The sequence below is a fragment of the SAR202 cluster bacterium genome (assembly GCA_016872355.1).
GTDB lineage: Bacteria > Chloroflexota > Dehalococcoidia > Lucifugimonadales > VGZY01 > VGZY01.
Genome location: VGZY01000005.1, coordinates 46,945 through 69,512, shown reverse-complemented (window position 1 = coordinate 69,512; position 22,568 = coordinate 46,945). Strand labels below are relative to the sequence as shown.

Sequence of the window (22,568 nt, the reverse complement as noted above, 5' to 3'; positions counted from 1 at the left end):
TTCTGCCGTCAGACCGTAAAGCTCGTAGATAAGGTTGTCTATCTCAAAGTCCACCTATTCAATGCTGCGCTGCAGGTCGTCCCGCTCGCTCGTAAGGAGGTGGCGAAGAGGGCCAAGCCGTTCCTTGAGCTCTAGCATGCGACGGACTTTGGCGACGATTGCATCACGTAGCTGGACTTCCGGACCTGCGGCGGGGTCTATCCGGCGGATCGGGAGCGGTTCTATGAATTGCCGGTTGGCAGATCGAAATCCACCGCGAAACGGGGCGCTGATCTGCTGGTACAGGCTGATCTCCACCTCCCGCCGCATCGCCTCGACCGCGGTGAACGCAGGCACGCGCTCCAGCAACTCCTGCTTCGTATTCGCAAGGCCGGCCTGGCGCACGGGAGCCGTGCTGAAAAACGTCGTCAGGTGCGCGCGCGCCGCCTCTGCCGCGGACTCGATATCCACTCCGCGCACGTAGGCCTGCTTGCGGCAGGCTTCGCAGAAGCAGAGCGACATCAGCCACGACTCCACCGGCTCCATAACCGTCGCGTAGCCCTGGTGGTGATGGTCATGGAATGCGCCGCCGAAGGACGTGGCCTCTATCTGGATCGCGTGGATCGGATACTCCGTCGCCAGGTTGCGGCAAAGGCCGCGGGCGTACAGCCGGGCGCTCTCGTTCGAGGGACAGAGTGCGTGGGGGTAGGAGTCGCCCAGGACATTCTGCACCGTCGCATTGGGGTGCAGCAATCCCAGGCGCGTGTTGTGGAAGCAGACCGTCCAGGCGATCAGCTTCATGCCGTAACGGTCCAGCCGCTGGCCGGCCGCCGCGAACCAGTCGACGTCGCGAGCGACCTCCGCCACCTTGGGCTTGAGTGGCGTGTCGGCGAAATACCGCTGCTGCGGGTGGAAATAGACTGTGCCGTCCTCGATCATGTACACCTTGTGGCGCGGGTTGTGAGGGTGGACGACGTACCCGCCGTGGTATGAGGCCGCGAGGCTGATGGCGTCCACGCCCCAGCCGCGAACGCGGCCGAGGACGGCGTCGATACCCTCGTCTCGCAGGTCCCAGGTATACATGAACATCGCGGACTGCATTGGGGGACTCCTTAATAACTAGCGCCGGGCTTTCACGCGGACGGGGCCGGTGAAGACCTCTTCAGGGATGAACGATTTGCCGACAGACTTGTACGGGTACTCAAGCCCGGCGGTCGTCACCACGCCCATTGCTGTGAAGTGGTCGCCCTCGCCGTACATGCCGCACTTGTTGCCGCCGCTGTGCGTGCGAAGCCACTGCGGGTCGATGATCTGCTTGCCGTTCCATACGCCGCCGCAGGCGATGAGGTGCCCTACCCTGGCCCAGTCCGACGCGCTGATGACCACCCAGCCGGGTCCGCTGCGGACGACGTGGCCCTTCACCCGGTACGGCGGGTCCAGGTACGTGTAGGTGTCCGGCAGCTTCGGGTACAGGTACTTTTGCTTGTGCACGTACTCGCCGGTGAGCCAGTCCCAGCGGTCCGCCGGGATGCCGATCTTGCTGAAGAGCCGCTCGTCGATCACGTCCTTGAGGTCGCGGTCCCAGACGTGCGTGAGCGCCTGTCCCAGCCGCCAGAAGCCGGCGCTGCTGTAGACGCCCAGAGTGCCCGGCTCCGCGTGGGAATACAGGTCATAAAACGGGTCGCCGGTCCACCTGGCCCATTCGACAACGCCGTCGACGACATTGGGCTCCTCCAGGCCGGTGCGCTTCTCCCGCCAGCGATTGCCCACCTCCATCGGGAAGCCGCCATGGTGAACGGCGCCGTGCTTGTGGCCGATGATGTGGCGCCAGGTCAGGTTCTTGTGGAAGCCCTTGTCAAGGTGCTTGTGAGGGTGCGAGAGCTCGCCATCGCCCGTCCAGTAGCGGTTGATCGGCTGGTCCGCGTCCAGGAGGCCGTCCTCCACTGCGAAGCCTATGAGGGGCCAGGACAGCGCCTTGCCGACGGAGGCGGTCTGGTAGCGGTAGTGCCTGTCGCCCCAGGAGTGGACCAGGTAGCCGCCGCGCGTAATAACCGCGCCGTATCTGTTCCCGCTATGGTCCTCCCCGCCGAATGACCCGGGTCGCACGTCCAGTCCGTCCAGGAACGCCTTGAATCGCGCCGGGTCCAGCCCGGCCTCCTCAGGAGTGATCTGCTGCCAGTCGTCGCCCGGCCATGTGACCCATGAGGGAAGAGTAGACGTGCCCATATCCGCCTCTCAAATAAGAATCGTCCTCGCAGTTTATCACCTTCAGGCGGTCATTTTGCTCCGATTGTTGCTCCGTCAGGCTGCTGTTAGAATGGCGCCCACGAGGTAAAGCCATGAGTAACCGGCCGTGGTTCCGTGAGACGGAGATATTCGCCCAGGGCCTGGATGGGTACCACACCTACAGGATCCCGGCGCTGGTGACGACGCCGCGCGGGACGATGCTTGCCTTCTGCGAGGGAAGGAAGTACGACCACTCGGACTGGGGCGAGATCCACATCGTCCTCCGGCGAAGCATGGACGGAGGGGCGTCCTGGGGAGCGATGAGCGTCGTCCACTCGGACGGAGAGCACACCATCGGCAACCCCTGCCCGATTGTGGACCGGGACACCGGCCGGGTCTGGCTGGTGTACTGCTGGGACAACGACAGGGTTTTCGTTATGCACTCCGACGATGACGGCGTTTCCTGGGCCGCGCCGCGCGAGATAACCGGCGATGTCAAGCCAGCGGGCTGGACGTGGTACGGCACAGGACCGGGACACGGCATCCAGGCCCGGTCCGGGCGGCTGATCGTCCCCAGCGACCACCGCCAGGGGACTCGCCAGGGCTGGCCGTTATTCCGCAGCCACGTCGTGTACACCGACGACCACGGGGCGACGTGGAAGGCGGGCGCAGACATAGCGCCGTGGACGGACGAGTGCATGGCTGTGGAGAGCGAGGATGGCCGAACCTAAATGTCGATGCGCCCCTCACGGAAGGACGCCAGGCGACGTGTGGAGGCCTGGAGCGCGGACGGCGGGTTGACGTGGTCAAAGGCAGCGGAAGTGGAGCCGCTCCCGGACCCGGTGTGCCAGGCCAGCGTATTGCGCTACACAACTGCGGCCGGGCACGGCAAGAGCCGAGTGCTGTTCGCCAACCCAGCGTCCGTTGAGCGAAACACTATGACCGTCCGCCTGAGTTACGACGAATGCCGCTCCTGGCCCGTCTCGCGGGTGCTGCACGCCGGCCCTTCCTCTTACTCCGACCTCGCGATAGCCCCGGACGGCACAATAGCGTGCCTGTACGAGCGCGGCAACTACCACCGCCGCGAGGCGATCCGTCTCGCGCAGTTCAATCTGGAGTGGCTGACCGGGGGCGAGGACTCGCTCTAGGGAGGTCGCACAGTCTTGCTTGCGCGGGTAAGGCGGGCCAGCGCGGCGGGGTCCGGCGCGGGCAGAGCGCCCCGAGTGGGCAGGAAGGTCATGCGCGGGGTGAGCTCTACGGGCCGGTCCGCCACGTCCGCGGCCAGGAAGACGCTCGGCGGGGTGAGGTCCGCCGCGTGGGTGAAGCCGGGCAGCGTGGCGAGCTCCACGCCGATGGCAGTGCCGATCCCGCCCTCGAACATCGCGCCGACCCAGCAGGCGATGCCGGCGTTGCGCGCCATGTCGTGGATCGCGACCGCGCTCGCGAGGCCGCCGACGCGGGCGGGCTTGATGTTGATGACGCTGCACGCCCCAACCTTGATCGCCTGTTCGGCGGACTTCACGCTCACTATCGACTCGTCCAGGCACACCGGCGTCCGTATCTGCCGCGCCAGCTCGGCGTGGTCGATGACATCGGCGTAATGGAGCGGCTGCTCAATGAACGCCAGCCCAAGGCCGTCGATGGCCTTGAAGAACGGCAGGTCGTCCAGCGTGTACCCCGCGTTGCAGTCTATGTGGAACTGCATCCCTGGGAACGTGGATGTGGCCGCGCGTACAATCTCCAGGTCCCAGCCGTGCGCTACCTTCAGCTTCACACACGGGTGGCCCGCCGCCCGGGCATCTCCGATCTTCCGAAGCAGCGCGTCGATGGAGTCCTCGATCCCGAACGCCGCGCCAACCGGCACTTCTCGCAGCGGTCCGCCCAGGAGCGTATGCAACGGGACGCCCCTCAGCGCGCATTCGAGCGTCCACCACGACATTTCGACGGCCGCCTTCGCGAAGCCGTTTCCCTTGAAGACGGCGAGCCTTGAGTTGAGGTCCCTGGCCGTCGCGTAATCCCGACCGACGACATGTGAGGCGAATATCTCGGACGCGTGGTAGAAGGCTGCTCCGGCGCTCTCCGGGAGGTAGGTTGGCGCGCCCAGAGGGGCGGACTCCGACCACCCTTCCCGTCCCTCGCCAATCGCCCTCACCAGGATGGAAAACGAAGAAGCATCCTCGCCGTACGCCGTGCGCCAGGGAGAAATGAGAGGCATTTCAACGAGGTACAGGTCCAACTGCTCGATGCGCATCATACCGCCGCTCCGACGCTGGAATGGCGCCAGCAATTATAATACACTGTGGCCACGCGCGGCGCCCGCTACGTGCCGCCACCAGGGTGCTGGCATTTGATATCTTGGTGCTAACACGATAGTCTTAATTATTAAGCGTCCATAAAGTAAATTGACCGGCAGGGGAAATGGCTGACGATAGAAGAAGGCTTATAGACGAGATCCATGCCCTCCGGGAAGGGATGATGCGGGCATCGTCCAGGCGGCACATCGGCGCGTGGATTGAGCAGGACCTGACTTTCGGCCAGCTCAAAGTGCTGTTCCTTTTGTTCCACGAGCAGCCGGCGACCATGAGCGCCATTGCCCAGGCGCTGGGTGTGACGCTGCCCGCCGCGACGAACCTGATTGACAAGCTCTTCAAGGCAGGCATGGTGGAGCGCCGTGTGGACTCTGCCGACCGCCGCCTTGTGCTGTGCGAGCTCACGGACCAGGGCCTGCAGCTTGCCCGCAGGCTTCGCGAGTCCTGGCTGATCGACTCCGAGGGGATATTCGGACGCCTGGGAAATTCCGAGCTTCAGACCGTCGCCGAGGCAATGCGTATACTCCACTGGTCGATGAGCGAGCGAAAAGCTGAGCCCAATCCGGCCGTGCCGGGGCGAGACGCATAGCAACCCCTTCCCGAACGCCACGCTGAAAAGCCCGAACCTTCGCGCCACCTTGCCGAAACGGACCGATCCAACAGGAAACAGAAATGCTTACACGTCTTGCGCTCCGCGCGAGAGTCCTCACACTCGTTCTCACAGCCGCAGTCATCGCCGGAGGGGCATTCAGTCTAAGCAAGTTACAGCTTGAGCTCCTTCCCGACTTCGACTTCCCTCTTGTAACTGTCGCCGTCTTCTATCCGGAGGCGGACGCGCAAACCGTGCTTAACGACGTCACCATCCCAATCGAACGGGCGCTGGATGACGTTGGGGAGGCCGGGAGGGTAACCACCATTTCGGCGCCCTCGCTGTCACAGATCATTATTGAGTCTGACTTCGGCGTGGATATGGAGGCGCTACAAGCGGAGATCGAGAGGAAGGTCAACGCGATCAGCTTTCCCCAGGGCGTGCAGCCTGCACGCGTCGCGCGTATCAACCCCGACGAATTCCCTATCATCCAGCTTAGCGTGCTGGGCGAGAGAGACCTTGCGGACCTGGAAGGGATCATAAACGATCGCATTCTCCCCGCAATACAGAGCGTGGAGGGCGTGTACAGCGCGGAGGCACCGCTGGGCGCCGGCAGCGGCCTCTCCATTACCCGCACCAACGGACTTCCCAGCATCCCGATCAGCGTGCTCAAGCACCCTGATGCGAACACCGTGGACGTTGCCAACCGCGTCACGGAGCGGCTGGAGATCATCTCGCCAACCCTGCCGCAGGACATCCAGCTTGTCGAGGTCTTGAACCAGGCGCCGGACGTCGAGCACGCGATAAACGACCTCACGCGCGACGTCGTCATCGGCTCAGTCCTTACGGTGATTATCATCTTTTCGTTCCTGCTGAGTGTGCGGCCGACGATCGTGACCGCCGTCTCAATACCAGTCAGCATCTTCGCAGCGTTCATCGCGATGGCGTGGCAAGGCATGAGTCTGAACATTCTCACGCTGGGCGGACTGGCGATCGCCGTCGGCAGGGTGGTGGACGACAGCATAGTGGTCATGGAGAACGTGTACCGCCATATCCAGATGGGAGAGGACAGGCGCACGGCCGCACTCAACGCGACGCGCGAAGTTGCGATGCCGATCACGGCGTCCACCTTGACAACCATAGCCGTGTTCGCGCCGCTTGCACTCATCGGCGGATTCATCAGCATTATATTCGTCCCCTTCGCGCTCACCATCACCTATGCGCTGGTCGCTTCGCTCGTGGTGGCGCTCACCATCACGCCGGTGCTCGGAACGCTGCTTATCACAAAGACGGAGAAGCAGCATGGCGGGCGAATGGAGCGTACCTACACGGGGATACTCAGCTGGGCGCTGCAACACAAGGCGCTGACGCTGTCGATAGCCGGCGCGCTGTTTATTGGCAGTTTGGCGCTCACTGCCTTGGTGCCCATGAGCTTCTTGCCAAGCTCAGGCAACGTCGTTCTCAATGTCAACGTGACCGTACCCGGGGCACAGGACTCCGGCCAGGTCATGGCCCAGCTCAGTGAGGTTGAGGGCGTGCTCGGCGCGCTGAAGGCGCGTGGAGACGTGGAAGTCTACCAGTCTACTTACGGGGCTTCCACACAGTTCGGCGCAGGCGGGACCCGCTCCGACTCCGCATCCGTGCAGGTCACCCTTGTCGAAGGCGCGGACGCCGATGCCATCGCGGACGAGCTTGAAACAATACTGCCGGGACCATCCCGCAGCATCACCGTGACGAAAACGGATGCGGACGGCTTCGGCGGGAACTTGCTGGAGCTGACACTGCTGGGCGAAGACTACGCCCGGATGAGCGCGGCAGCCGACACCCTGACGGCCGAGATCGCGAAGCTGGAGGGGACGGAGAACGTGGCGCACGACGGAATCGCGCCCGCGCCGGGCTTCGAGGGGATGACGCCGGTCAAGCGCGTGGACGGTCGAAGGGCGATAACAATCTCGGGGACGATCACCGCAAAGAACCCCCAGGCCCTGCAGGCCGAGGTAAAGAAGACGACGGACGCCGCGGGGCTGCCGCCGGGCGTGGAGCTGGCGACCGGCGGCGTGTTCGAGGATATGAACGAGGCGTTCGCCCAGATGGGCATCGCCATGCTGGCGGGCATCGTCCTCGTGTACGTGATCATGGTTGTCACGCAGCGGTCGTTCGTATCGCCTTTCGTGATCATCGTGAGCCTGCCGCTGGCGTCCATAGGCGCGATCGGCGGCCTGTTCGTCACCCAGCGGGCGCTCGGCCTGCCGGCATTGATGGGTATCCTGATGCTGATAGGCCTGGTGGTGACGAACGCCATTGTGCTGATTGCGTTCGTAGAGGACCTTCGCAAGCGCGGGCTGACACTGCGGGATGCCCTGGTACAGGGCGGGCGCACGCGCCTCCGCCCGATACTGATGACGGCGCTGACGACGGTCTTTGTTTTGCTGCCGTTATCCCTGGGCCTGACCGGCGGCGGCTCCGGCATTATCGGCGCGGAGCTCGCCACGGTGGTCGTGGGCGGCTTGATAACGTCCACATTCCTCACGCTCGTCGTCGTGCCGGTGATTTACAGCCTCCTGCGCCGCAAGGGGCCGAAGGTCCCTGACGGCGTCGGGACAGGCGAAGCGGAGGGAATGCCTGTCACTTCGCCGGCTGCGCACTGACGGTCCACAAGCGAGGACGCCCGCATCGCTATCCGGCTGTGCCCAGCGACTTCACAACCCTGTCCACGCGCTTTGCCTGCGTGGCGTTAAGGACCACCCGCCTCTGCTCCACCAGTTCCAGAACGGCCTTCATGCCGTCTGCGTTAATGGCGGGGACGATGCTCTCCAGGTGCCTAGGAAAATCCTTCGGCTCGCAGGCCTGCAGGAACAACATGAGAAACGGGAAGAGCCGGGAGCGGTAGCGCTCGTGCTTCGCGGCCACGGTGGCCAGGACGCGCACACCCCAGTCTTGCGTGATTACGGAGCCGGTCTGCGTAGCCTTGATCACCGGCTCAATATTCTGCCAGATCTTGTCCGCCCTGATATCCGCAATGCTCCCGAGGGCCGTCATTGCGCCCCAGACAAGCCGGTTATCCGTGCTCCCCAATAGCTTCACGAAGTCTTCAACATGGTCGGCGATCAACGTCGGCTTGAGCGCCCCAAGCTCGTATAGCACCTTGATCGCATCGCTCTTGACGGCCTTGTCCTTGCCGTGGAGGGCCTGGGTAAGCTCTTCGACGGCGGCGCGGTTGCCCCGGAAGGCTATCTCTTTTGCGAGCGCTATGTTGGGCTCCTCATCCCTCCGACCGCGGGATGAAGCGAGCTTTTCGATGACGGCCATGTTTCACCTATCCGAGTAAGTTCCTGAGCAAAACGTTCGCCAGCACGATACCTGTGATGCTCGTTCCGACCTGAATGAAGAAACGGATGTCCATGAGCGTGGGCGTGAAGGCCTGGGCCTGCTGGAGCTGGTGAGTCAGCACCTGGAAACGGAACATGCGGCGTGTGATCTCCGTTGAATCGGCCGTCTCCGGAGTATTCGCCGTGGCCGTGATCTCGCTCTGTATCTCCCGCAGCTCCTTCGCCTTCTCTCGGGCAAGCAAGCTATTTATGAACAGATGAGGGATCATCGTCGTAACGAGTATCAGTGTGAGGACAACAGATGCCAGCGCGTAGTCGGTTACTACCGATTCCCTGACCAGTGTGGCCAGGATAAAGAACACGAGCAGCGGACCGCTGCTCGTTGCCCACATCGTCAGGATGAGGTTCCTGAGAGGAGCGAAAGCGGCTTTGCCGGCCAGCACGATGCCGGGCCGAAACGTCACGCAGCGTTTCAGCCGGTATGCGATCGCGATCAAACCTCCGAAGGTTATGGAGATGGCACCACCCAGGAAATAGGCGAACACAACGTACAGAGGCGCCAATATGGGGCTGAAGGCCCGAGGGTCGGGGAAGTCTCTGGTCCACGGATCGCCACCGGGGTTAATGACCGAAGGGGACTGGCCAATCAAGATCAGCAAGAACGCCGGCCAGAAGAACCGCATCAAAGCCCTGGAGGTCGCCTGTTGGAAGTCGGCTGACCCATCGCCTACCGGCACTATCCAGGCAGACAGCTTTTCCTGGAGCCGTTTTAACGATGACGGCGCCAGCCCCATTCCGAGCGCCGCAAAAGCGGTAATCCCGGAGGCCAGCGCGAAGCGATAGTCGCGCAACAACCTCTCGACATCGCCCGCGAGCCATCCTGCGAAGGCAAGCCCAAGGTATGCGGAAACGCCCACAAGAATGGACAGCACCCACAGCGGGACCGGGATTCTGGATGTGAGGTCGTACCATAGCCATGGGATGCGCCCGGCGAACGATGTACGCGGACGAGCCTCAGCTATTTGTGTGGCTTCCATATCTTCTCCACATGGCGTTCCGGGTGACGGTGGACATTATCTACCGGAACGGTGGAGAGGGCAACGTCTTTCGCCGCACCGTTACCCGTACCTCACGGACCGGCGGGTGAAGGAGCCCATGATAAAGCCCGTCAGCGGGAATTTGACGTCGCTCGGCCCCTCTGTGCCGGCGCCAGCGGCGACGATAGACGGCACGAAGTGCTCATGCGTCGGCAGCGCGAAGCGCACCCCCGGCGCTATCTCCTTGTAGGTAACGAGCCGGTCGATGTCATGCGCGGCCATCACCTCGGCGCTCCACGAGTCGAAATCCGCGGCCCAGGACGGCACCGGCGCGTCCGCGCGCAGGTCTACCGTGCGCAGGTTGTGCGTGATGAAGCCGCTGCCGACGATCAGCACACCCTCGTTGCGGAGCGGCGCGAGCGTTTGCCCCAGCTTGAAGAGCGTCTCAGGGTCCATTGTGGGCAGCGAGACCTGGAGGACCGGCACGTCCGCGTCCGGGTACATCGCCGCCAGCGGAGCGTACGCGCCGTGGTCAAGGCCGCGCTCCGGGTTTTCCGCAACCTGTTGCGTGGGTCCAAGCAGCTCGCGGACGCGCTCCGCCAGCTCCGGCGCGCCGGGTGCCGGGTACTCGAAGTGGTAGAACTGCTCCGGGAAGCCGTAGAAGTCGTACGTCAGCGGCACCGTCGTTGTCGCGCCGATGGTCACCGGGCGTTCCTCCCAGTGCGCGGAGAGAATCAGCACCGCTCGCGGCTTGGGAATGGACAGCGCGAGCTCGTTCAGGTCCTTGAAGAGCCCGGCGATCCAGTTGGGGCCGCCTCTGGCCTGCAGGGAAACAGGCGCACCGTCCCGAGTCACGAACGGCGCGCCGTGAGCGACGAACAGGGCCGGCATGGGGCCGGCCATCTCCGGATGCTCCTTAGTTGCGAGAGTGGTGTTGTTAGTCATGGCATACCTCGCGGTGCGCGCTGGGCGTTGGCCCTCAGAAGCATTATACGAGCACTGTACAATCATTGCAAGTGCAACTATCTGGAATCAAGTCAGACATTTTAGAAGAGTTGGACTTGTCAGAACCAGCCTGAGCAGGCCAATGCCAGACGGCCTGTGGCCCCTCTCCCCGTAGTGGCGCACTGCGTGCGCTCTTCGGGGAGCTGTGAGATCAGCGTGGCTGCATCGCCAACTGGGAATCCTCAGAAACCGGCTCGGACGATGCGTTGGCAGAGCCCTGCAATCGAACATGGTCTGAGATTCTTAGGACCTATATCCAGCGCCACCATTTGAACAGGAGGAGCATAAGCCCGGCGGGGATGAGGGAGATGAGGATCATTAGGACGAACGTGGTGTAATCGCCAAGGAACATCCAGGGCCCGGTCTCTACCCCACCTGGCACGAGGACGTTCATGCCCATGAGCGCGCCCACAACGGTCACGGGGATGGACAGCGTGAAGATTATCGTCAGCATTGAGAGGATCTTGTTCGTCTTCTCCGTGCTGATCACGTAGTCCGTGTCCTTGTAGATGTCGACGCGTTCCTTGGCGCTCTCCAGCGTCGTCCAGACGGTGGCGACGCGGTCGTAAAGGTCCTCGTAGTGCAGGTCCATATCCACCCTGCAGTACTTCTTCGTCTTTGCGCGGAGGTCTGTGACCAGGCGCTGCATGGGAAACAGTATCCGCCGCAGGTCCGTGATGTCCCGCCGCAGGATGCTGACGCTTCGCGCCACCGAGACTCGCTCGTCGAAGACGTCGTCCTCGATGGACTCCATCGCCTCGAGCACCTTGTCCAACATGGGAAAGAGGTAGTCCACCATCTTGTCCAGGACGCGGTAAAGCACCTCCCCGGTGCCGCCGTCCATGACCTGCCGGCGAACAAGAGACTCTGTCAAGCAACGCTGGAAGAGCCGGTCGACCGGCTTCACCTCAGCCTGGGAGACGGTGACCATGAACGTTGTGCCGATTATGACTCCGACCTGTTGGGGTACGACCGTCTGCTTCTCAGGGACGAACCGGGGGAAGTGGATGATGGCGAAGAGGTAGTCGCCCCTAACGACGACCGTGGGGAGCTGCTTTTGCGAGATGCAGTCCGCGAGGTCGAACGGGTTGACCTGGCAGAGCTTGCCAACGAAGTCCAGCTCTTCTACGGTGACGGCCTTGACGTGGTACCACTTGAGGCCGTTGGCCTCCGCGTAGACGGGCTTTTCTTTTGGAGCGCCGGTTAGGATTACCGGTCTTGTGTCGGGCATGTGAAGTGAAGGGTCCTCTCGTTTGCGTTCACGGAAGGGAGTCTACTACATCCGCGCCGTCCCGTGTGGGACGTCAGCCGCCTCGGACGATCTTGAAGCCGAAGTTGCGGCCCATGCCGACTCGGTGTGCGAGCGTGATCGTGAGGTTGCCCATCATCTCAATCAACCGGGCGTTCTCGAGGCTGCCGGCTTCCACCGCGTCGAAGCCGATCGCCATCGCCATAGCCACCACCTGCTTGCGCGCGGCATCATCGTTGCCGGCGACGAAGGTCGCGATGGCCTCCCCGTTCACCTTGCCGGAGTCCATCGTCTCGGCAAAGACGTTATTGAACGCTTTGACGACCTTCGCCTCCGGCACCCACTGCTGAACCTGCTCCGCCCCGCTCTCGCGTCGCGGGTCTGTCAGGATCGTGAGGCCCTTGTCCAGGCCGTTGGTGGCGTCCACCACCGTCTTGCCCTTCACGGCATCCCTTACGCCAGCGATGACGGCCTCACGCACGGCGTAAGGCATCGCCAGTATGACGGCGTCGCCCCATTTAGCGACTTCCGCGACCTGCTTCGGCTCGCGTCCCACCGCCCGCACATCGTAGCCGCCGCGGGTCAACCCGCGCTTCAGTGCCGAGCCCACTTTGCCGTCACCGATGATGGCTATCTTTGGTTTGGATGGCATGGGCTGTCCCCCGTGTGCGATCTACTACTGGAATTTCATGCTGTAGAGCTTGCCGGCGTTCAGCCGCACGCGGAACATAAGGGGCTCTCCGGGCTTGCGGCCAAGGTCCGAGTTTCCGCACTAGGTGACCACCTTGTCCAGGTGGTCACCGCTGATGACATCGCAGTCGGCGAAGGACCGCCCTTCGATGGGCTTGCCGCCCTCCCCTACCACCTCCACGGCAAGGCTCCCCACGTGCTTCGTGTTCACGTTTACGCGCAGGGTGTTCCCCTCAAAGCGGACGCGCTTGGTGATGAACTCGCCGCGCTCTTCCGCCTCAAGCGCGACGACGCGGCCCTTCTGCCACGTAGCCCACGCGAACTTGCCGAGCCCCGGCGAGCGGGGGTACTTGTGCGGGATGTGGTATCCGGTATAGGGGATGCCGACGCGGTCGCCGGGTAGCGCCACCATGCCCGCGCCCATGGAGATGCAGCCGGCGTCCCACGCGCGCCCGTCACCCAGGGTGATAGGGCGCTCGCCGGGCACCCAGCCCCACATGACGCCGTCCGGGCTGGTCGCCGGCCGGTGGTACCAGTTGTCTTCAGTGACGTGCCATGCCCCCGCGAACATCAGGTGGTAGTCCGGCGCGCCGGGATACGAGACGCGGCCGATGGAGTACCACACGTCCGACGGGCCAACGCTCGCGTCCGGCCAGATGATCGTGTCAAGCAAGGGGAAGTGCCTGAAGTCCTTCGACTCCGCGCGGCCGATGGAGCGGCGGCGGAAGACGTGGGTGCGGAAGTAGCCGACGTATGTGTTGCGGACCTCGTCGAAGTACATCATGTTCTGTGTATCGGCCCTGTGGACCGTCAGTGGAAGCTTCGTCGGCTTCCACCGTAGGCCGTCCGCCGAGACCGCGCCGCCAACGGCGAGGACCTCCTTTTCGATGTCCTCATCCGCTCCATCCTGGTAGTGCGGGCTGAGCTCGCCGGGATACTTGGCAGTGAATGCCTTCATCACGTCCGGCGCGATGCGGCGCATATACAGCGCCTTGTAGCGCTCGGTGGCTGGCGCAGACGGGTCTACGAAGACGTTGCCCAGGTTGAAGTAGTCCGGCTGCGGCGGCATCTTCATGCCGATTACAACGTTGTTGTGCTTGCTCCCTTCGATCTCCTGGATGCCGAGCCTGGGCTTGCGCCACGTGAAGGCATCGTCCGATTCCGCGTAGCACATGTTCTTGCGCGTGCCGTACCAGAGGCGATAGATCCCACTATCCAGTACAACGCTGGGGTGCCTGAGGTGCTCTTCCCAGGGCTTGCCCACGTCCAGGAACGGCTCGGTGTTTTGCGACTGGACGGTGCGGAGGCGAATGCCGTACGGCATATCGATTGCGGTCCACTTCGCCGGCTCCTTGAGGTCCTTGAAGTAGCGTCCCTCCTCTTTCTCCGCGGTCGTCTTCCAGTTGAAGTTGCCCTCGAAGACATACCTCCAGTCGTGAAAGAAGATGGAGTTGGAGCGTAGCAGGTACGGCTTGGGCTCGTACTGGATGGGCGTGAGCAAAGCGGTCGCCTCCGTGCTGTGGTTCGAGGGTGAATCTAGCATGGCGAACTATTCGCGTCAATTGACGCGAATATATCTCAAAGTAAAGAGGCGCCGCGGGGGGCGTGCTGCTACGGGGATATAAATTCGGCCAGCGTAACCGTGGCCATGTCCCCGAAACGGTCCTCGTTGTAGGCGGAGACATGGGATGCCTTCACACGGACGTATGCAATGCGGTGCGCCTCGTCGAGTGAGAGTGAAGGCGAGTCGGAACCAAGCCTGAAGAGCTCCCAGGCAAAGTCGTCCGCGAGGAACTGGTTCAGTTTGACATCGTAGTTTGACGCCTGCGAGTTCTCGGTCGCATTGGCGCCCGTGATAAGCAGGACTCCGGGCGTTTTGATCTCCGCTCCCAGAGCACCTGCGTGGCATGCCTCCACGACGATGAGGAGCCGCCGGAACCTGCCGGAAGCCGACAGGGATCCCAGCATCCCGGCAAGCTCGGCAGAGTCAAGTACTGTGGCCTCGCCTTCCTGAACGCTGTCTCCGGCGCTATGAACGCCCATATAGAAACCTGCCCGACCGCCGTGGCCCACCATAAATAGCAGCACGTTGTCCTGTCGCCCGGCAGATATCACGTGCGGCAAGGAGGTGGTGCTCTCTCCGTTCAGAATGGCGCTGAGGTCGCTTTCCGAGAGGCTGGAGGTGCGGTAATCGATATTCGCGCCTTCGTGCAGGTTGGGGCCGCCGGGGTAGTTCCTTACTATGCCCGGCTCCGGGTTGCGCGGGCTGCCGGCGATGTCGTCCGCCATGGCGAGCACAATGCGGTCATCAGCCACGCCGCGTGATCGCAGTAGCTGGTAGAAGGCCAGCGCGTCGGCCTGGTGACGGTAGTTCTCCCAACCGGCCAAGCCAGCGACGATGAGCGCCCACAGACCCGCACGCGGCCCAGGGTCATAGGCCGCGGATGCTCCCGTGGCCGTCCCGTTATCGCGTTTGCTCTCCGAGGCCAGCGTGCGGAAAAGCGACTCGGCCGAGAGGGAGCCTTCATGGGCATCCGGCGAGGTCGAGATGAATTCCTGGAAGACGAACTTCCCGCCTGAGACCTTCCAGTGGCCGTAAGTTGAAGAGCTTAGCTCCGTGCGCAGGTCCGGGCTGTAGGCCAGACCGCCGGTTCCGCCTGAGACGTTGGGGAGGTTGCCGCTCCGGTTTGCGCCAAGGGCGTCCTTGACGCCCGCTGGGTCCCATCCGGTGGTGTGCCCGGTCCCGTCGACCACCTCGCCCATAGCCCTGGCCAGGGACTCGCCGCCCACGCCTCCTGAGCGCTCTAGCCCGTAGGCAAGGAGAAGGACGGCGTCGTGGGTGGCTGCGGCGTAGCTGGGCAGGGGCCGGTTGAATCTGGCGGTGAAAGCGGCCTCGAAGCCCGTTTCAGGATCATAACTGTTAACCGTCCCCTCGATGCCTTCTGCTTCCGGCCCCATCTCCGCTATCAGGCCAGGATAACGGGCGATGTCTGAGAAGAGTACGCGCGTTTCCGGGGCCCTGGAGCGGGCGTACCGGGCGATGCAGGCGGTGGCAACATCGCTGGGCGGGGCTGCAAAGAGGACCTTGGGCTTGGCCGCGCGCCTTACGGGTCTGGCCCGACTCGATTGCTGAGGCACTGAATCACCCCCGGCGACGAGATGGGCCTCACCCCTGGCGCACCTCTTTCAGCCACCCGTGGGTGTCAGGCGCGAGGCCGTATTGGACGTTAGTGATGGCGTCGTAGAAGCGCTGGGCGTATGACCCGTCGCGCATCGGCAGGGCGATATCGAACCCATCTCCCGCGAGCTGCCCTACCCTGGACAACACAGCCGCCGTGCCGCAGCCGAATATCTCCTGCAGCTTGGCGGACCGGTCGGCAGCAACGATCTCCTCCAGCGAAATCCTGCGCTGACTTGCCCTCAGGCCCCACTCCTTCGCGAGGGTGAGGATGGAGTCTCTGGTGACCCCAGGCAGGATTGTGTCCCCGAGCGGCGGCGTGACCAGCTCGCCGTCGATTACGGCGAAGAGGTTCATCGTGCCGACCTCTTCCACGTACTTTCGCTCGATTGCGTCCAGCCAGATCACCTGGTCGAACCCTTTCGACTTCGCGGCCACCGAGCCTGCCAGGCTGGCGACGTAGTTGGCGGCTGTCTTCGATGCGCCCAGGCCGCCGGGGGCCGCCCTCACGTATTTCGTCTCCGCCCACAGCTTCAGCGGCCTGGGCGTTAGACCGTATAGGGGCTCCACTGGCGACATAATGATCAAGAACAGATAACTCTCTGATGGCCTCACCCCAAGGAACGGCTCCGTCGCCACCAGCGTGGGGCGAATGTAAAGCGCCGTACTCGGTTCGGACGGGACCCAGTTCCTATCCTTCGTAACGAGCTCCACGAGCCACTTCATCACCGTGTCGGAGTCGATCTCGGGCATCACAAGCCGTGCTGCCCCCTCCTTCATGCGCTTGAAGTGGCGGTCCGGCCTGAACATCACGATGCGCCCGTCTCGTGTCTTGAACGCCTTCAGCCCCTCGAACAGCGCCTGCCCGTAGTGCAGCACCGCCGCCGCCGGGTCCAGGGTAAGCGAGCCATACGGCTCTATCCGCTGGCTGTGCCATCCCCGGTCCTTGGTCCACTCCATGACGAACATGTGTGATGTGAATGTCCGGCCAAAGCCCAGGTTGGCCTTCTTCGCCTGCGGAGCGGCGCTCTTTTGGCCTTCTGTGGACCTGCCGTCGTTAAGCTCCGTTGCTCGTGACATCGTCTACTCCTTGGTATGTCCGTTCCACAAAAAAACCTCCCGTTCAGGGAGGTCCAGAGATGGTGTCCGGTGCGACCGGACGAGCCTAATTCCTCCCCACAGGTAACCGGCCACGTACTACTACCGTGGCGATCATAGCTACCCTGGAGACACCGATCGCAAGGCAAGCTTTCATATCAGCGCCATTCTACCACAACTCACTCCACGGACGGCGACGATCGCAGCGGCAATGCATCCTTCCAGAGTTCATTCTGGGTGGCTCGCGTGGGTTTTTCCTGGAATAGGCTCCTGGAAGCCGTACGGCCAAATGCCCTCAGGTGCTAGAATGGCCTGGGCGCTCTGCCTGTCTCGGGGAGAGCACCCAGGAGCCTCCTCGCATGTTTGAAGTCGGTATCATCGCTGTACTGATCCTCGCCAATGGCGTATTCTCCATGGCGGAGTTCGCGGTAGTGTCCGCCCGCAGGACGAAGCTACAGCACCGCGCCGACCAGGGCGATCAAGGTGCGCTGGCTGCCCTGATACTTGGCCAGTCCCCCACACGCTTCCTCTCCACTGTACAGATTGGTATTACTCTAATCGGCATCCTCTCAGGCGCCTTCGGCGGAGCGCGAATCGCAGAAGACATTAGCCCCGCGCTCGCAGGCCTGCCGTACGTTGGCGCCTACAACGAAGAGATCGCCTTCGCCGTTGTTGTCGCGGTGATCGTCTTCGCCTCTCTAATTATCGGAGAGCTCGTGCCCAAGCAGCTCGCGCTAAGCCACCCGGAGACCATCGCATCCGCGCTCTCACGCCCCATGATGCTCGTCGCAAAGCTGTTCGCCCCGGTCGCCGCCGTGCTCAGCGTTACCACTCACCTGGCGCTGCGCATTCTGGGGATAAAGCAAAACCCTGAGCCGGGCATTACCGAGGAGGAGATCAAGTCGCTCATCTCCCACGGCCGCCGCACCGGCGCGGTACAGGACACCGAGGCATATATGCTCCTGAGGGTCTTCCGGGCCGGCGGCCGCCATGTGGGGGATATCATGACTCGCCGCTCAAAGATTGTGTGGATAGACCGCAGAATGACGGTAGCCGAATTCCTTATGTTCAACTCCCACCAGTACTTCAGCCACTTCCCCGTCTGCGACGGGAGCGTGGACAACATGGTCGGGATGTTGTCCGTCAAGGAGTTCGTCAAAGCAAGCGGCCAGGGCGCAATTGACCCTGCCGGCCCTATCGAAAGGTACGCTCACCCGGCCTATTTTGTCCCTGAGACCAAGGAGGTACTGGAGCTTCTCCACGAGATGCGCCAGAACGGCATGAGCACCGGGGTCGTCGTCGATGAGTTCGGCGGCATCGCCGGGATGGTTACGTACAAGCAGCTCGTGGGCGAGATCGTCGGACAGTCACGACAGGAAGGGGCGGAAGAGACTGTGCGCCCTGTCAGCGATACGGAGTTCCAGATCGACGGATCGATGCGCATCGACGAGCTGAATGAGATGCTGAATCTCGAAATTCCGGACGGGGAGTACGAGACGGTAGCCGGCTTTGTGATGAGTGAGCTTGGCAGTATCCCATCCAAAGGCGACCGCCTGAGCTACGGCGCCCTGACGTTCGTGGTCTCACAGACCCGCGGGCCCAGGATCGAGAAGGTCACGGTAAAGAAGCCGGACTCGGCCCGCGCCGCCTAGAATCACCCGAAAGGGGGATTCTGCCGCAACGAGCACCACCTATTCTTTCCTCAGAAACTGCGGCGCTTTGGGCATTTTGCGGGCGCCGCGCCACAATCCGACGCTGAGGAGGGCGGCATGGCTATCGTGTGGGGAGCGCAGCAAAGAAAGCGGGTCGTTTCGAGGGATAACAACATTTCAAGGCTTCACGGCCTGTACCAGGAGGTATTCAACGGCCGGAACATTGACGCCGCTGATGAGTACGTCCACGCCGACATGTACGAGCACGAAGTGTTCCCGGGCTTCGACCCCGGCAGGGAAGGCTTCAAATCGCTGGTGCGGGCGATGCATGCTGCCTTCCCGGACCTGTACGTCACCGTGGAGGACATGATCGCCGACAGGGACAAGGTTGTGGCGAGAGTGACGTTCCGAGGAACGCACAGTGGGGATTTCCTGGGGCTCAGTGCCAGCGGAAACAGGACCTCGATTCCAGGCATCGATATCGTCCGCTTTTCCCACGGGAAGATCATCGAGCACTGGGGCCTCACCGACCAGCTTGCGCTCGCCCGGCAGGCCGGCGCTGCAGCGGGGGAGCCGTCCATAGCGGCAGACACCGGCACAAGCACCCGGCGCAGGGTGGCCCCATCCGGGGCAAAACCGGCCCGGCAGACGCTCACCGGCGTGGAGAACCTTTAGAGCGAAGTCACCCTGGCTCGGTGGTCTGGCCGGAGGCCGGCGCGCCATGCGCGGCGGCTTCCTCTGCCTTGCGCTTATTCGCCTTGCCGCGGCGGCTGAACAGCACATATGCCGCAGCAAGCGCCAGCACTAGCACTGTCACGGCGACGGTCAGTATTTCAAAGTTATCTATCACGAACTTCTCGATCGACTCGCCGAAGAAGTAGATAAGCACGCCAAGTGTGATAAACCGCGCGCCGCGACCGATAATTGAGGCAATTACGAAAGTGCGGCGGTCAAGCCGCAACACGCCCGCCGTAATGGCGAAGACCTTGTAAGGTATGGGCGTGAAGGCGGCGATGAGCGTCGCCCACATGCCGTACTTCTGGTACAGCGCCTCTACCTTGCTGATCTTGCTCTCGGAGAAGAACTTCAAGAGCACGGGCCTGCCGAGCTTCTTGCCCACCCAGTAGCCCACGAGCGCGCCGAGTACGGACGTTGCCGTAACCCACACGCCAAGCCAGATGCTGATGCCGGGGCGCAGCACCGCGATCCCGAGCATCAGGGGGTCCGGCGGGATTGGGAAGAATATCGCCTCTATGAACGAGGCCAACCCAAGCACCGCAATAGCCCAGTCGCTGTCCGCGACACCGGCAAGCCAGTCTGAAAGCTCGTGAAAAAGGTCGCTCATCGCGTTTCAAAGCCGTCCGTTGGATAGGTTACAGGCAAGTGCGCCATTCACTGATGATACCAGCTATGTACGAACGCCATACCGGCTCTTAGGACTAATGGCATAGCGCCTACTTGCCGAAACCCCTCGGAGGCGCGTCGAAGTAATCGCGGTCCCCGAAGTATGGGAACATCGGCCAAGTCTCCATGTCGCGCTGCTCCCAGACGATTCCCGTTTCTGAGTACATCACACCCGCGCCGTGGGCGGCCGGGTTGAACTCAGGGTGGGAGAGGATGTCCGAGCGGTACCAGACGGACCGGTGGTTGATAGACCGCGCCCGGCGGCTGCCGTCGTCGAACCAGTACATGGTCCTGGGGTTCTGCCTGTGGCGCTCAGCGCCCGGGCCGTACTCAGTAACGTCGTTCACGGTCTTGCGGGTGTCCTGTAGCTCGGTCACTGAGAGCGGGACGCCGTTGCGCAGGAACATGGCGTCGAAGTTCGGGTCCACCATGCACCATTTCTCATGCTCATTGGACCAGTACTCTGCCGTGAAGTGCCCGCCACCCCCGGCCGGCTTGTCTGAAAAGATAGAGCAACGGGCGGGGATACCGAGGGCCTGGCATGCCGCGGCGAACGTCACGCCGTAGAAGATGCAATTCGCGATCGGCCTCTGACCGGCGTGGCCTTTTTCCATGGACGCCCAGGCGTGTATCGTCTCCGGGTCCCACGGCATCGGCACCGTGCCCAGTCCGGGCCCTGCCGCCGTGTGCTCCCAGCTGTTCGCAATCCACGTGCTCAGGGCGCGGACGCGCTTCAGTATCGGGCCGGGCTCCAGCGCCTCGGCCGGGAACAGCTTGCGATAGGAGGCCAGCCTGGGATTGGCAGGGTCCTCGTAGACCATCGGCGGCGGCGCGGGGTCTTCGCCCTCTTCAAGGCGCACGCGGACAAGGTATTCGCCCCTGTCCACATTAAGGTATGACATGTGGTGGTTGCGCCAGTTTGCCCCGCCGTCGTCTGTGGTGAAGCTCGCGGGGTTGGCAAAGCCCCCCTCCATCGCCAGCGCCCAGCCGTTCATCGCGGTCGCATCGCACCAGAACTCGAAAACGTTCTCCCCTGCCCTGAGGAGCCCCGGCTCAAGAGTGACGGCATGCCACTGGTACACGATCCTGCTCGGCTGCTTGACGATGGGCGCGAGCTCTTTGCCGTTCACAGAAAGGCGCAGCGGCGCGTTTGAGTCTTCGTATGGTCGCGGGATAAAAAAGAGGCGGGCAGGCTTCGATGTCTTCGGCAGGGTCAGGACTTTTCGGGCGCGGCGAAACGTTGTCAGCTCTTCGCCAAGCGCCGGCAGGAAACGGCCGGACTCAGTGTAATAAAGCTTGCTCATGAGATTATCAGGCGCTCCTGGGAGTGCGAACTTAACAAGTATTGCGACAGACTTCTGAAAGATACTCTGAGCAAACACCATTGTCAAAGCTGGCACGACCATGTCCGGCAGCGTAAACTGCCCGTTTTACGCTGCCGCCCGTCTCAAGAGCCCTCTCTTATGTGGCCCGTTGGCTACCGCGCCTACTTCATCGTGAACGGCGGGTATTTATCGGAGATGCTCAGCAGCCACGCCGTCGTGCGCGTCTGCCACCGCAGGACGCCGAGGTTGAAGTGGTAGACGCCTCTCGGCTGCTTGCCGGTGAACAGGATGACCAGGTAACCAACCCACGCCAGCACCGCCGACGCAATGCCAAGAATGTACAGGATCACCAGGTGCGGTATCAGTAGCAGCGCCTTTAGAAAGACCAGCGCGCCAAGCAATGCCAGGCCGCGCGAATAGGTCTCCTGGTACTCCGCTTCAAGTCGCACCGGGTACGACACACTTGGCTGAGACGGCGTTTCCGTTGACTGAACTACCATGATACAACCTCCTTATGAACGCTTTTCGTCGGCATTATCCCCATATCGCAGTTGATTGTCAAACCGCTTCTGTTCACATCTTTCAAATCACTTACCACTCCTCTGCTATCATTACCGGAGGCGCTGCGGCCACATAGGAAACAGGACTCTACCTGCACTCGCCCGCAGCGCTCTGGTTGACTTACACGCATATATATGCGCATAATTCAACCAGGCATCGACAGAGGGGCATATGACAGAGCTGATCGTGGACGCTACAGACATCAAGAAGACCTACGACACCGGCAAGGTAAAGGTCCACGCCCTTCGCGGCGTCGATCTGAAGATCGACCGCGGGGAAATGGTGGCAATCATGGGTCCGTCCGGATGCGGGAAGACGACGCTGCTGAACTGCCTGTCCGGGCTGGACGAGATAGACTCAGGCCTGGCGCTCATCGAAGGCGTCAACCTTCACGGCATGGGCGACGATGAGCGGAGCGACTACCGCGCCCGGCGCATGGGCTTTGTATTCCAGCTCTACAACCTGTTTCCGGTGCTCTCCGCGATTGAGAACGTAGAGATGCCGCTCCTGCTCTCAGGCACAAGCCCGTCGGTGGCGCGCCGCAAGGCGAAGGACATGCTGGACCGCGTGGGCCTCTCTGACAGAGGCAGCCACTACCCGGGCGAGCTCTCAGGCGGCCAGCGCCAGCGAGTCACCATCGCCCGCGCGCTCGTCAACGACCCCGCTATCGTGTGGGCGGACGAGCCCACCGGCGACCTTGACAGCGAGACGGCGCAGGAGATCATGGCGCTTATGATCGGCCTGAACCGCGACAACGGTGAGACGTTCGTGATTGTGACCCACGCCCGAGAGGTGGGCGAGGCCGCCAACCGCATCGTTAGAATGCGCGACGGCCTGGTGGTGGACGACGGGAAGGGCCGCGCCGCCGGGCCGGGTCCGGCCAACGGGGTCTCCGAGGACGGCGCGCGCGCCGGCAACAGGCGTCAGGGGTCATAAG

21 protein-coding genes are annotated in these 22,568 nt (G+C 62.7%); 7 read left to right on the top strand and 14 right to left on the bottom strand.

What is annotated here, in order from left to right; all coding sequences use genetic code 11:
• Positions 1-54: 54 nt before the first annotated feature.
• Entirely contained in the window at positions 55-1,080 is a 1,026-nt protein-coding gene (locus tag FJ319_02365; GenBank protein ID MBM3933139.1) for a hypothetical protein, read from the bottom strand.
• 18 nt (positions 1,081-1,098) lie between these two features.
• Positions 1,099-2,205, bottom strand: coding sequence for a serine hydrolase (locus FJ319_02360; GenBank protein MBM3933138.1), 1,107 nt, complete (start codon positions 2,203-2,205; stop codon positions 1,099-1,101).
• Between the two features lie 113 nt (positions 2,206-2,318).
• Here FJ319_02360 and FJ319_02355 point away from each other — a divergent pair, with 113 nt between their 5' ends.
• Together FJ319_02355 and FJ319_02350 are read left to right on the top strand one after the other, a co-directional pair.
• Positions 2,319-2,936: an exo-alpha-sialidase gene (locus tag FJ319_02355; protein MBM3933137.1), complete on the top strand. Its 618-nt coding sequence runs from the start codon at positions 2,319-2,321 to the stop codon at positions 2,934-2,936.
• Positions 2,937-3,353: an exo-alpha-sialidase gene (locus tag FJ319_02350; GenBank protein ID MBM3933136.1), complete on the top strand. Its 417-nt coding sequence runs from the start codon at positions 2,937-2,939 to the stop codon at positions 3,351-3,353.
• On the opposite strand, the gene menC is transcribed toward FJ319_02350, so the two are convergent.
• A complete protein-coding gene (gene menC / locus FJ319_02345) occupies positions 3,350-4,459 on the bottom strand; it encodes an o-succinylbenzoate synthase (GenBank protein MBM3933135.1) in 1,110 nt (369 codons plus the stop codon). The two genes, FJ319_02350 and menC, sit on opposite strands and share 4 nt — an antisense overlap.
• 164 nt (positions 4,460-4,623) lie before the next feature.
• Here menC and FJ319_02340 point away from each other — a divergent pair, with 164 nt between their 5' ends.
• Positions 4,624-5,103 carry a MarR family transcriptional regulator gene (locus FJ319_02340; protein MBM3933134.1) on the top strand — a complete coding sequence of 160 codons (480 nt, stop codon included), beginning with the start codon at positions 4,624-4,626 and terminating at the stop codon, positions 5,101-5,103.
• Positions 5,104-5,186: 83 nt separating this feature from the next.
• Positions 5,187-7,751 (top strand): efflux RND transporter permease subunit, encoded by a 2,565-nt coding sequence (locus FJ319_02335; protein ID MBM3933133.1) that lies wholly within the window; start codon positions 5,187-5,189, stop codon positions 7,749-7,751.
• A gap of 28 nt (positions 7,752-7,779) precedes the next feature.
• Here FJ319_02335 and FJ319_02330 read toward each other — a convergent pair whose 3' ends face one another.
• The 8 genes from FJ319_02330 to FJ319_02295 form a co-directional block, all read right to left on the bottom strand.
• Positions 7,780-8,412, bottom strand: coding sequence for a hypothetical protein (locus FJ319_02330; GenBank protein MBM3933132.1), 633 nt, complete (start codon positions 8,410-8,412; stop codon positions 7,780-7,782).
• A gap of 7 nt (positions 8,413-8,419) precedes the next feature.
• A complete protein-coding gene (locus FJ319_02325; protein ID MBM3933131.1) occupies positions 8,420-9,469 on the bottom strand; it encodes a hypothetical protein in 1,050 nt (349 codons plus the stop codon).
• An 81-nt stretch (positions 9,470-9,550) separates the two neighbouring features.
• Positions 9,551-10,372, bottom strand: coding sequence for a dioxygenase (locus FJ319_02320; GenBank protein MBM3933130.1), 822 nt, complete (start codon positions 10,370-10,372; stop codon positions 9,551-9,553).
• 352 nt (positions 10,373-10,724) lie between these two features.
• Positions 10,725-11,705 carry a magnesium transporter CorA family protein gene (locus FJ319_02315; protein MBM3933129.1) on the bottom strand — a complete coding sequence of 327 codons (981 nt, stop codon included), beginning with the start codon at positions 11,703-11,705 and terminating at the stop codon, positions 10,725-10,727.
• A 73-nt stretch (positions 11,706-11,778) separates the two neighbouring features.
• Complete coding sequence (locus FJ319_02310) at positions 11,779-12,375, bottom strand: NADP oxidoreductase (protein ID MBM3933128.1); 597 nt, start codon at positions 12,373-12,375, stop codon at positions 11,779-11,781.
• A gap of 120 nt (positions 12,376-12,495) precedes the next feature.
• Positions 12,496-13,956 (bottom strand): hypothetical protein, encoded by a 1,461-nt coding sequence (locus FJ319_02305; protein MBM3933127.1) that lies wholly within the window; start codon positions 13,954-13,956, stop codon positions 12,496-12,498.
• Positions 13,957-14,024: 68 nt separating this feature from the next.
• Positions 14,025-15,551 carry a hypothetical protein gene (locus tag FJ319_02300; GenBank protein ID MBM3933126.1) on the bottom strand — a complete coding sequence of 509 codons (1,527 nt, stop codon included), beginning with the start codon at positions 15,549-15,551 and terminating at the stop codon, positions 14,025-14,027.
• Positions 15,552-15,579: 28 nt separating this feature from the next.
• Entirely contained in the window at positions 15,580-16,671 is a 1,092-nt protein-coding gene (locus FJ319_02295; GenBank protein MBM3933125.1) for a branched-chain amino acid aminotransferase, read from the bottom strand.
• Between the two features lie 377 nt (positions 16,672-17,048).
• On the opposite strand from FJ319_02295, the gene FJ319_02290 reads away from it, so the two are divergent.
• Positions 17,049-18,341 (top strand): HlyC/CorC family transporter, encoded by a 1,293-nt coding sequence (locus FJ319_02290; GenBank protein ID MBM3933124.1) that lies wholly within the window; start codon positions 17,049-17,051, stop codon positions 18,339-18,341.
• Positions 18,342-18,458: 117 nt separating this feature from the next.
• A complete protein-coding gene (locus FJ319_02285) occupies positions 18,459-19,016 on the top strand; it encodes an ester cyclase (protein ID MBM3933123.1) in 558 nt (185 codons plus the stop codon).
• A 7-nt stretch (positions 19,017-19,023) separates the two neighbouring features.
• Here the strand turns inward: FJ319_02285 and FJ319_02280 are convergent, their stop codons facing one another.
• From FJ319_02280 to FJ319_02270, 3 genes are all read right to left on the bottom strand, one after another.
• A complete protein-coding gene (locus tag FJ319_02280; GenBank protein ID MBM3933122.1) occupies positions 19,024-19,686 on the bottom strand; it encodes a DedA family protein in 663 nt (220 codons plus the stop codon).
• Positions 19,687-19,795: 109 nt separating this feature from the next.
• Positions 19,796-21,151 (bottom strand): transglutaminase domain-containing protein, encoded by a 1,356-nt coding sequence (locus FJ319_02275; protein MBM3933121.1) that lies wholly within the window; start codon positions 21,149-21,151, stop codon positions 19,796-19,798.
• An 80-nt stretch (positions 21,152-21,231) separates the two neighbouring features.
• Positions 21,232-21,570 carry a DUF4389 domain-containing protein gene (locus FJ319_02270; protein MBM3933120.1) on the bottom strand — a complete coding sequence of 113 codons (339 nt, stop codon included), beginning with the start codon at positions 21,568-21,570 and terminating at the stop codon, positions 21,232-21,234.
• Between the two features lie 232 nt (positions 21,571-21,802).
• On the opposite strand from FJ319_02270, the gene FJ319_02265 reads away from it, so the two are divergent.
• The gene (locus tag FJ319_02265) at positions 21,803-22,567 is read left to right on the top strand and encodes an ABC transporter ATP-binding protein (GenBank protein ID MBM3933119.1); all 765 of its coding nucleotides are present in this window, start codon (positions 21,803-21,805) and stop codon (positions 22,565-22,567) included.
• Position 22,568 lies beyond the last annotated feature (1 nt).

Coding starts and splice junctions, on each gene's coding strand:
- FJ319_02365 (MBM3933139.1), bottom strand. CDS start 1,080: ATGCAGTCCGCGATGTTCATGTATACCTGGGACCTGCGAGACGAGGGT.
- FJ319_02360 (MBM3933138.1), bottom strand. CDS start 2,205: ATGGGCACGTCTACTCTTCCCTCATGGGTCACATGGCCGGGCGACGAC.
- FJ319_02355 (MBM3933137.1), top strand. CDS start 2,319: ATGAGTAACCGGCCGTGGTTCCGTGAGACGGAGATATTCGCCCAGGGC.
- FJ319_02350 (MBM3933136.1), top strand. CDS start 2,937: ATGTCGATGCGCCCCTCACGGAAGGACGCCAGGCGACGTGTGGAGGCC.
- menC (MBM3933135.1), bottom strand. CDS start 4,459: ATGATGCGCATCGAGCAGTTGGACCTGTACCTCGTTGAAATGCCTCTC.
- FJ319_02340 (MBM3933134.1), top strand. CDS start 4,624: ATGGCTGACGATAGAAGAAGGCTTATAGACGAGATCCATGCCCTCCGG.
- FJ319_02335 (MBM3933133.1), top strand. CDS start 5,187: ATGCTTACACGTCTTGCGCTCCGCGCGAGAGTCCTCACACTCGTTCTC.
- FJ319_02330 (MBM3933132.1), bottom strand. CDS start 8,412: ATGGCCGTCATCGAAAAGCTCGCTTCATCCCGCGGTCGGAGGGATGAG.
- FJ319_02325 (MBM3933131.1), bottom strand. CDS start 9,469: ATGGAAGCCACACAAATAGCTGAGGCTCGTCCGCGTACATCGTTCGCC.
- FJ319_02320 (MBM3933130.1), bottom strand. CDS start 10,372: ATGGCCGGCCCCATGCCGGCCCTGTTCGTCGCTCACGGCGCGCCGTTC.
- FJ319_02315 (MBM3933129.1), bottom strand. CDS start 11,705: ATGCCCGACACAAGACCGGTAATCCTAACCGGCGCTCCAAAAGAAAAG.
- FJ319_02310 (MBM3933128.1), bottom strand. CDS start 12,375: ATGCCATCCAAACCAAAGATAGCCATCATCGGTGACGGCAAAGTGGGC.
- FJ319_02305 (MBM3933127.1), bottom strand. CDS start 13,956: ATGCTAGATTCACCCTCGAACCACAGCACGGAGGCGACCGCTTTGCTC.
- FJ319_02295 (MBM3933125.1), bottom strand. CDS start 16,671: ATGTCACGAGCAACGGAGCTTAACGACGGCAGGTCCACAGAAGGCCAA.
- FJ319_02290 (MBM3933124.1), top strand. CDS start 17,049: ATGTTTGAAGTCGGTATCATCGCTGTACTGATCCTCGCCAATGGCGTA.
- FJ319_02285 (MBM3933123.1), top strand. CDS start 18,459: ATGGCTATCGTGTGGGGAGCGCAGCAAAGAAAGCGGGTCGTTTCGAGG.
- FJ319_02280 (MBM3933122.1), bottom strand. CDS start 19,686: ATGAGCGACCTTTTTCACGAGCTTTCAGACTGGCTTGCCGGTGTCGCG.
- FJ319_02275 (MBM3933121.1), bottom strand. CDS start 21,151: ATGGTCGTGCCAGCTTTGACAATGGTGTTTGCTCAGAGTATCTTTCAG.
- FJ319_02270 (MBM3933120.1), bottom strand. CDS start 21,570: ATGGTAGTTCAGTCAACGGAAACGCCGTCTCAGCCAAGTGTGTCGTAC.
- FJ319_02265 (MBM3933119.1), top strand. CDS start 21,803: ATGACAGAGCTGATCGTGGACGCTACAGACATCAAGAAGACCTACGAC.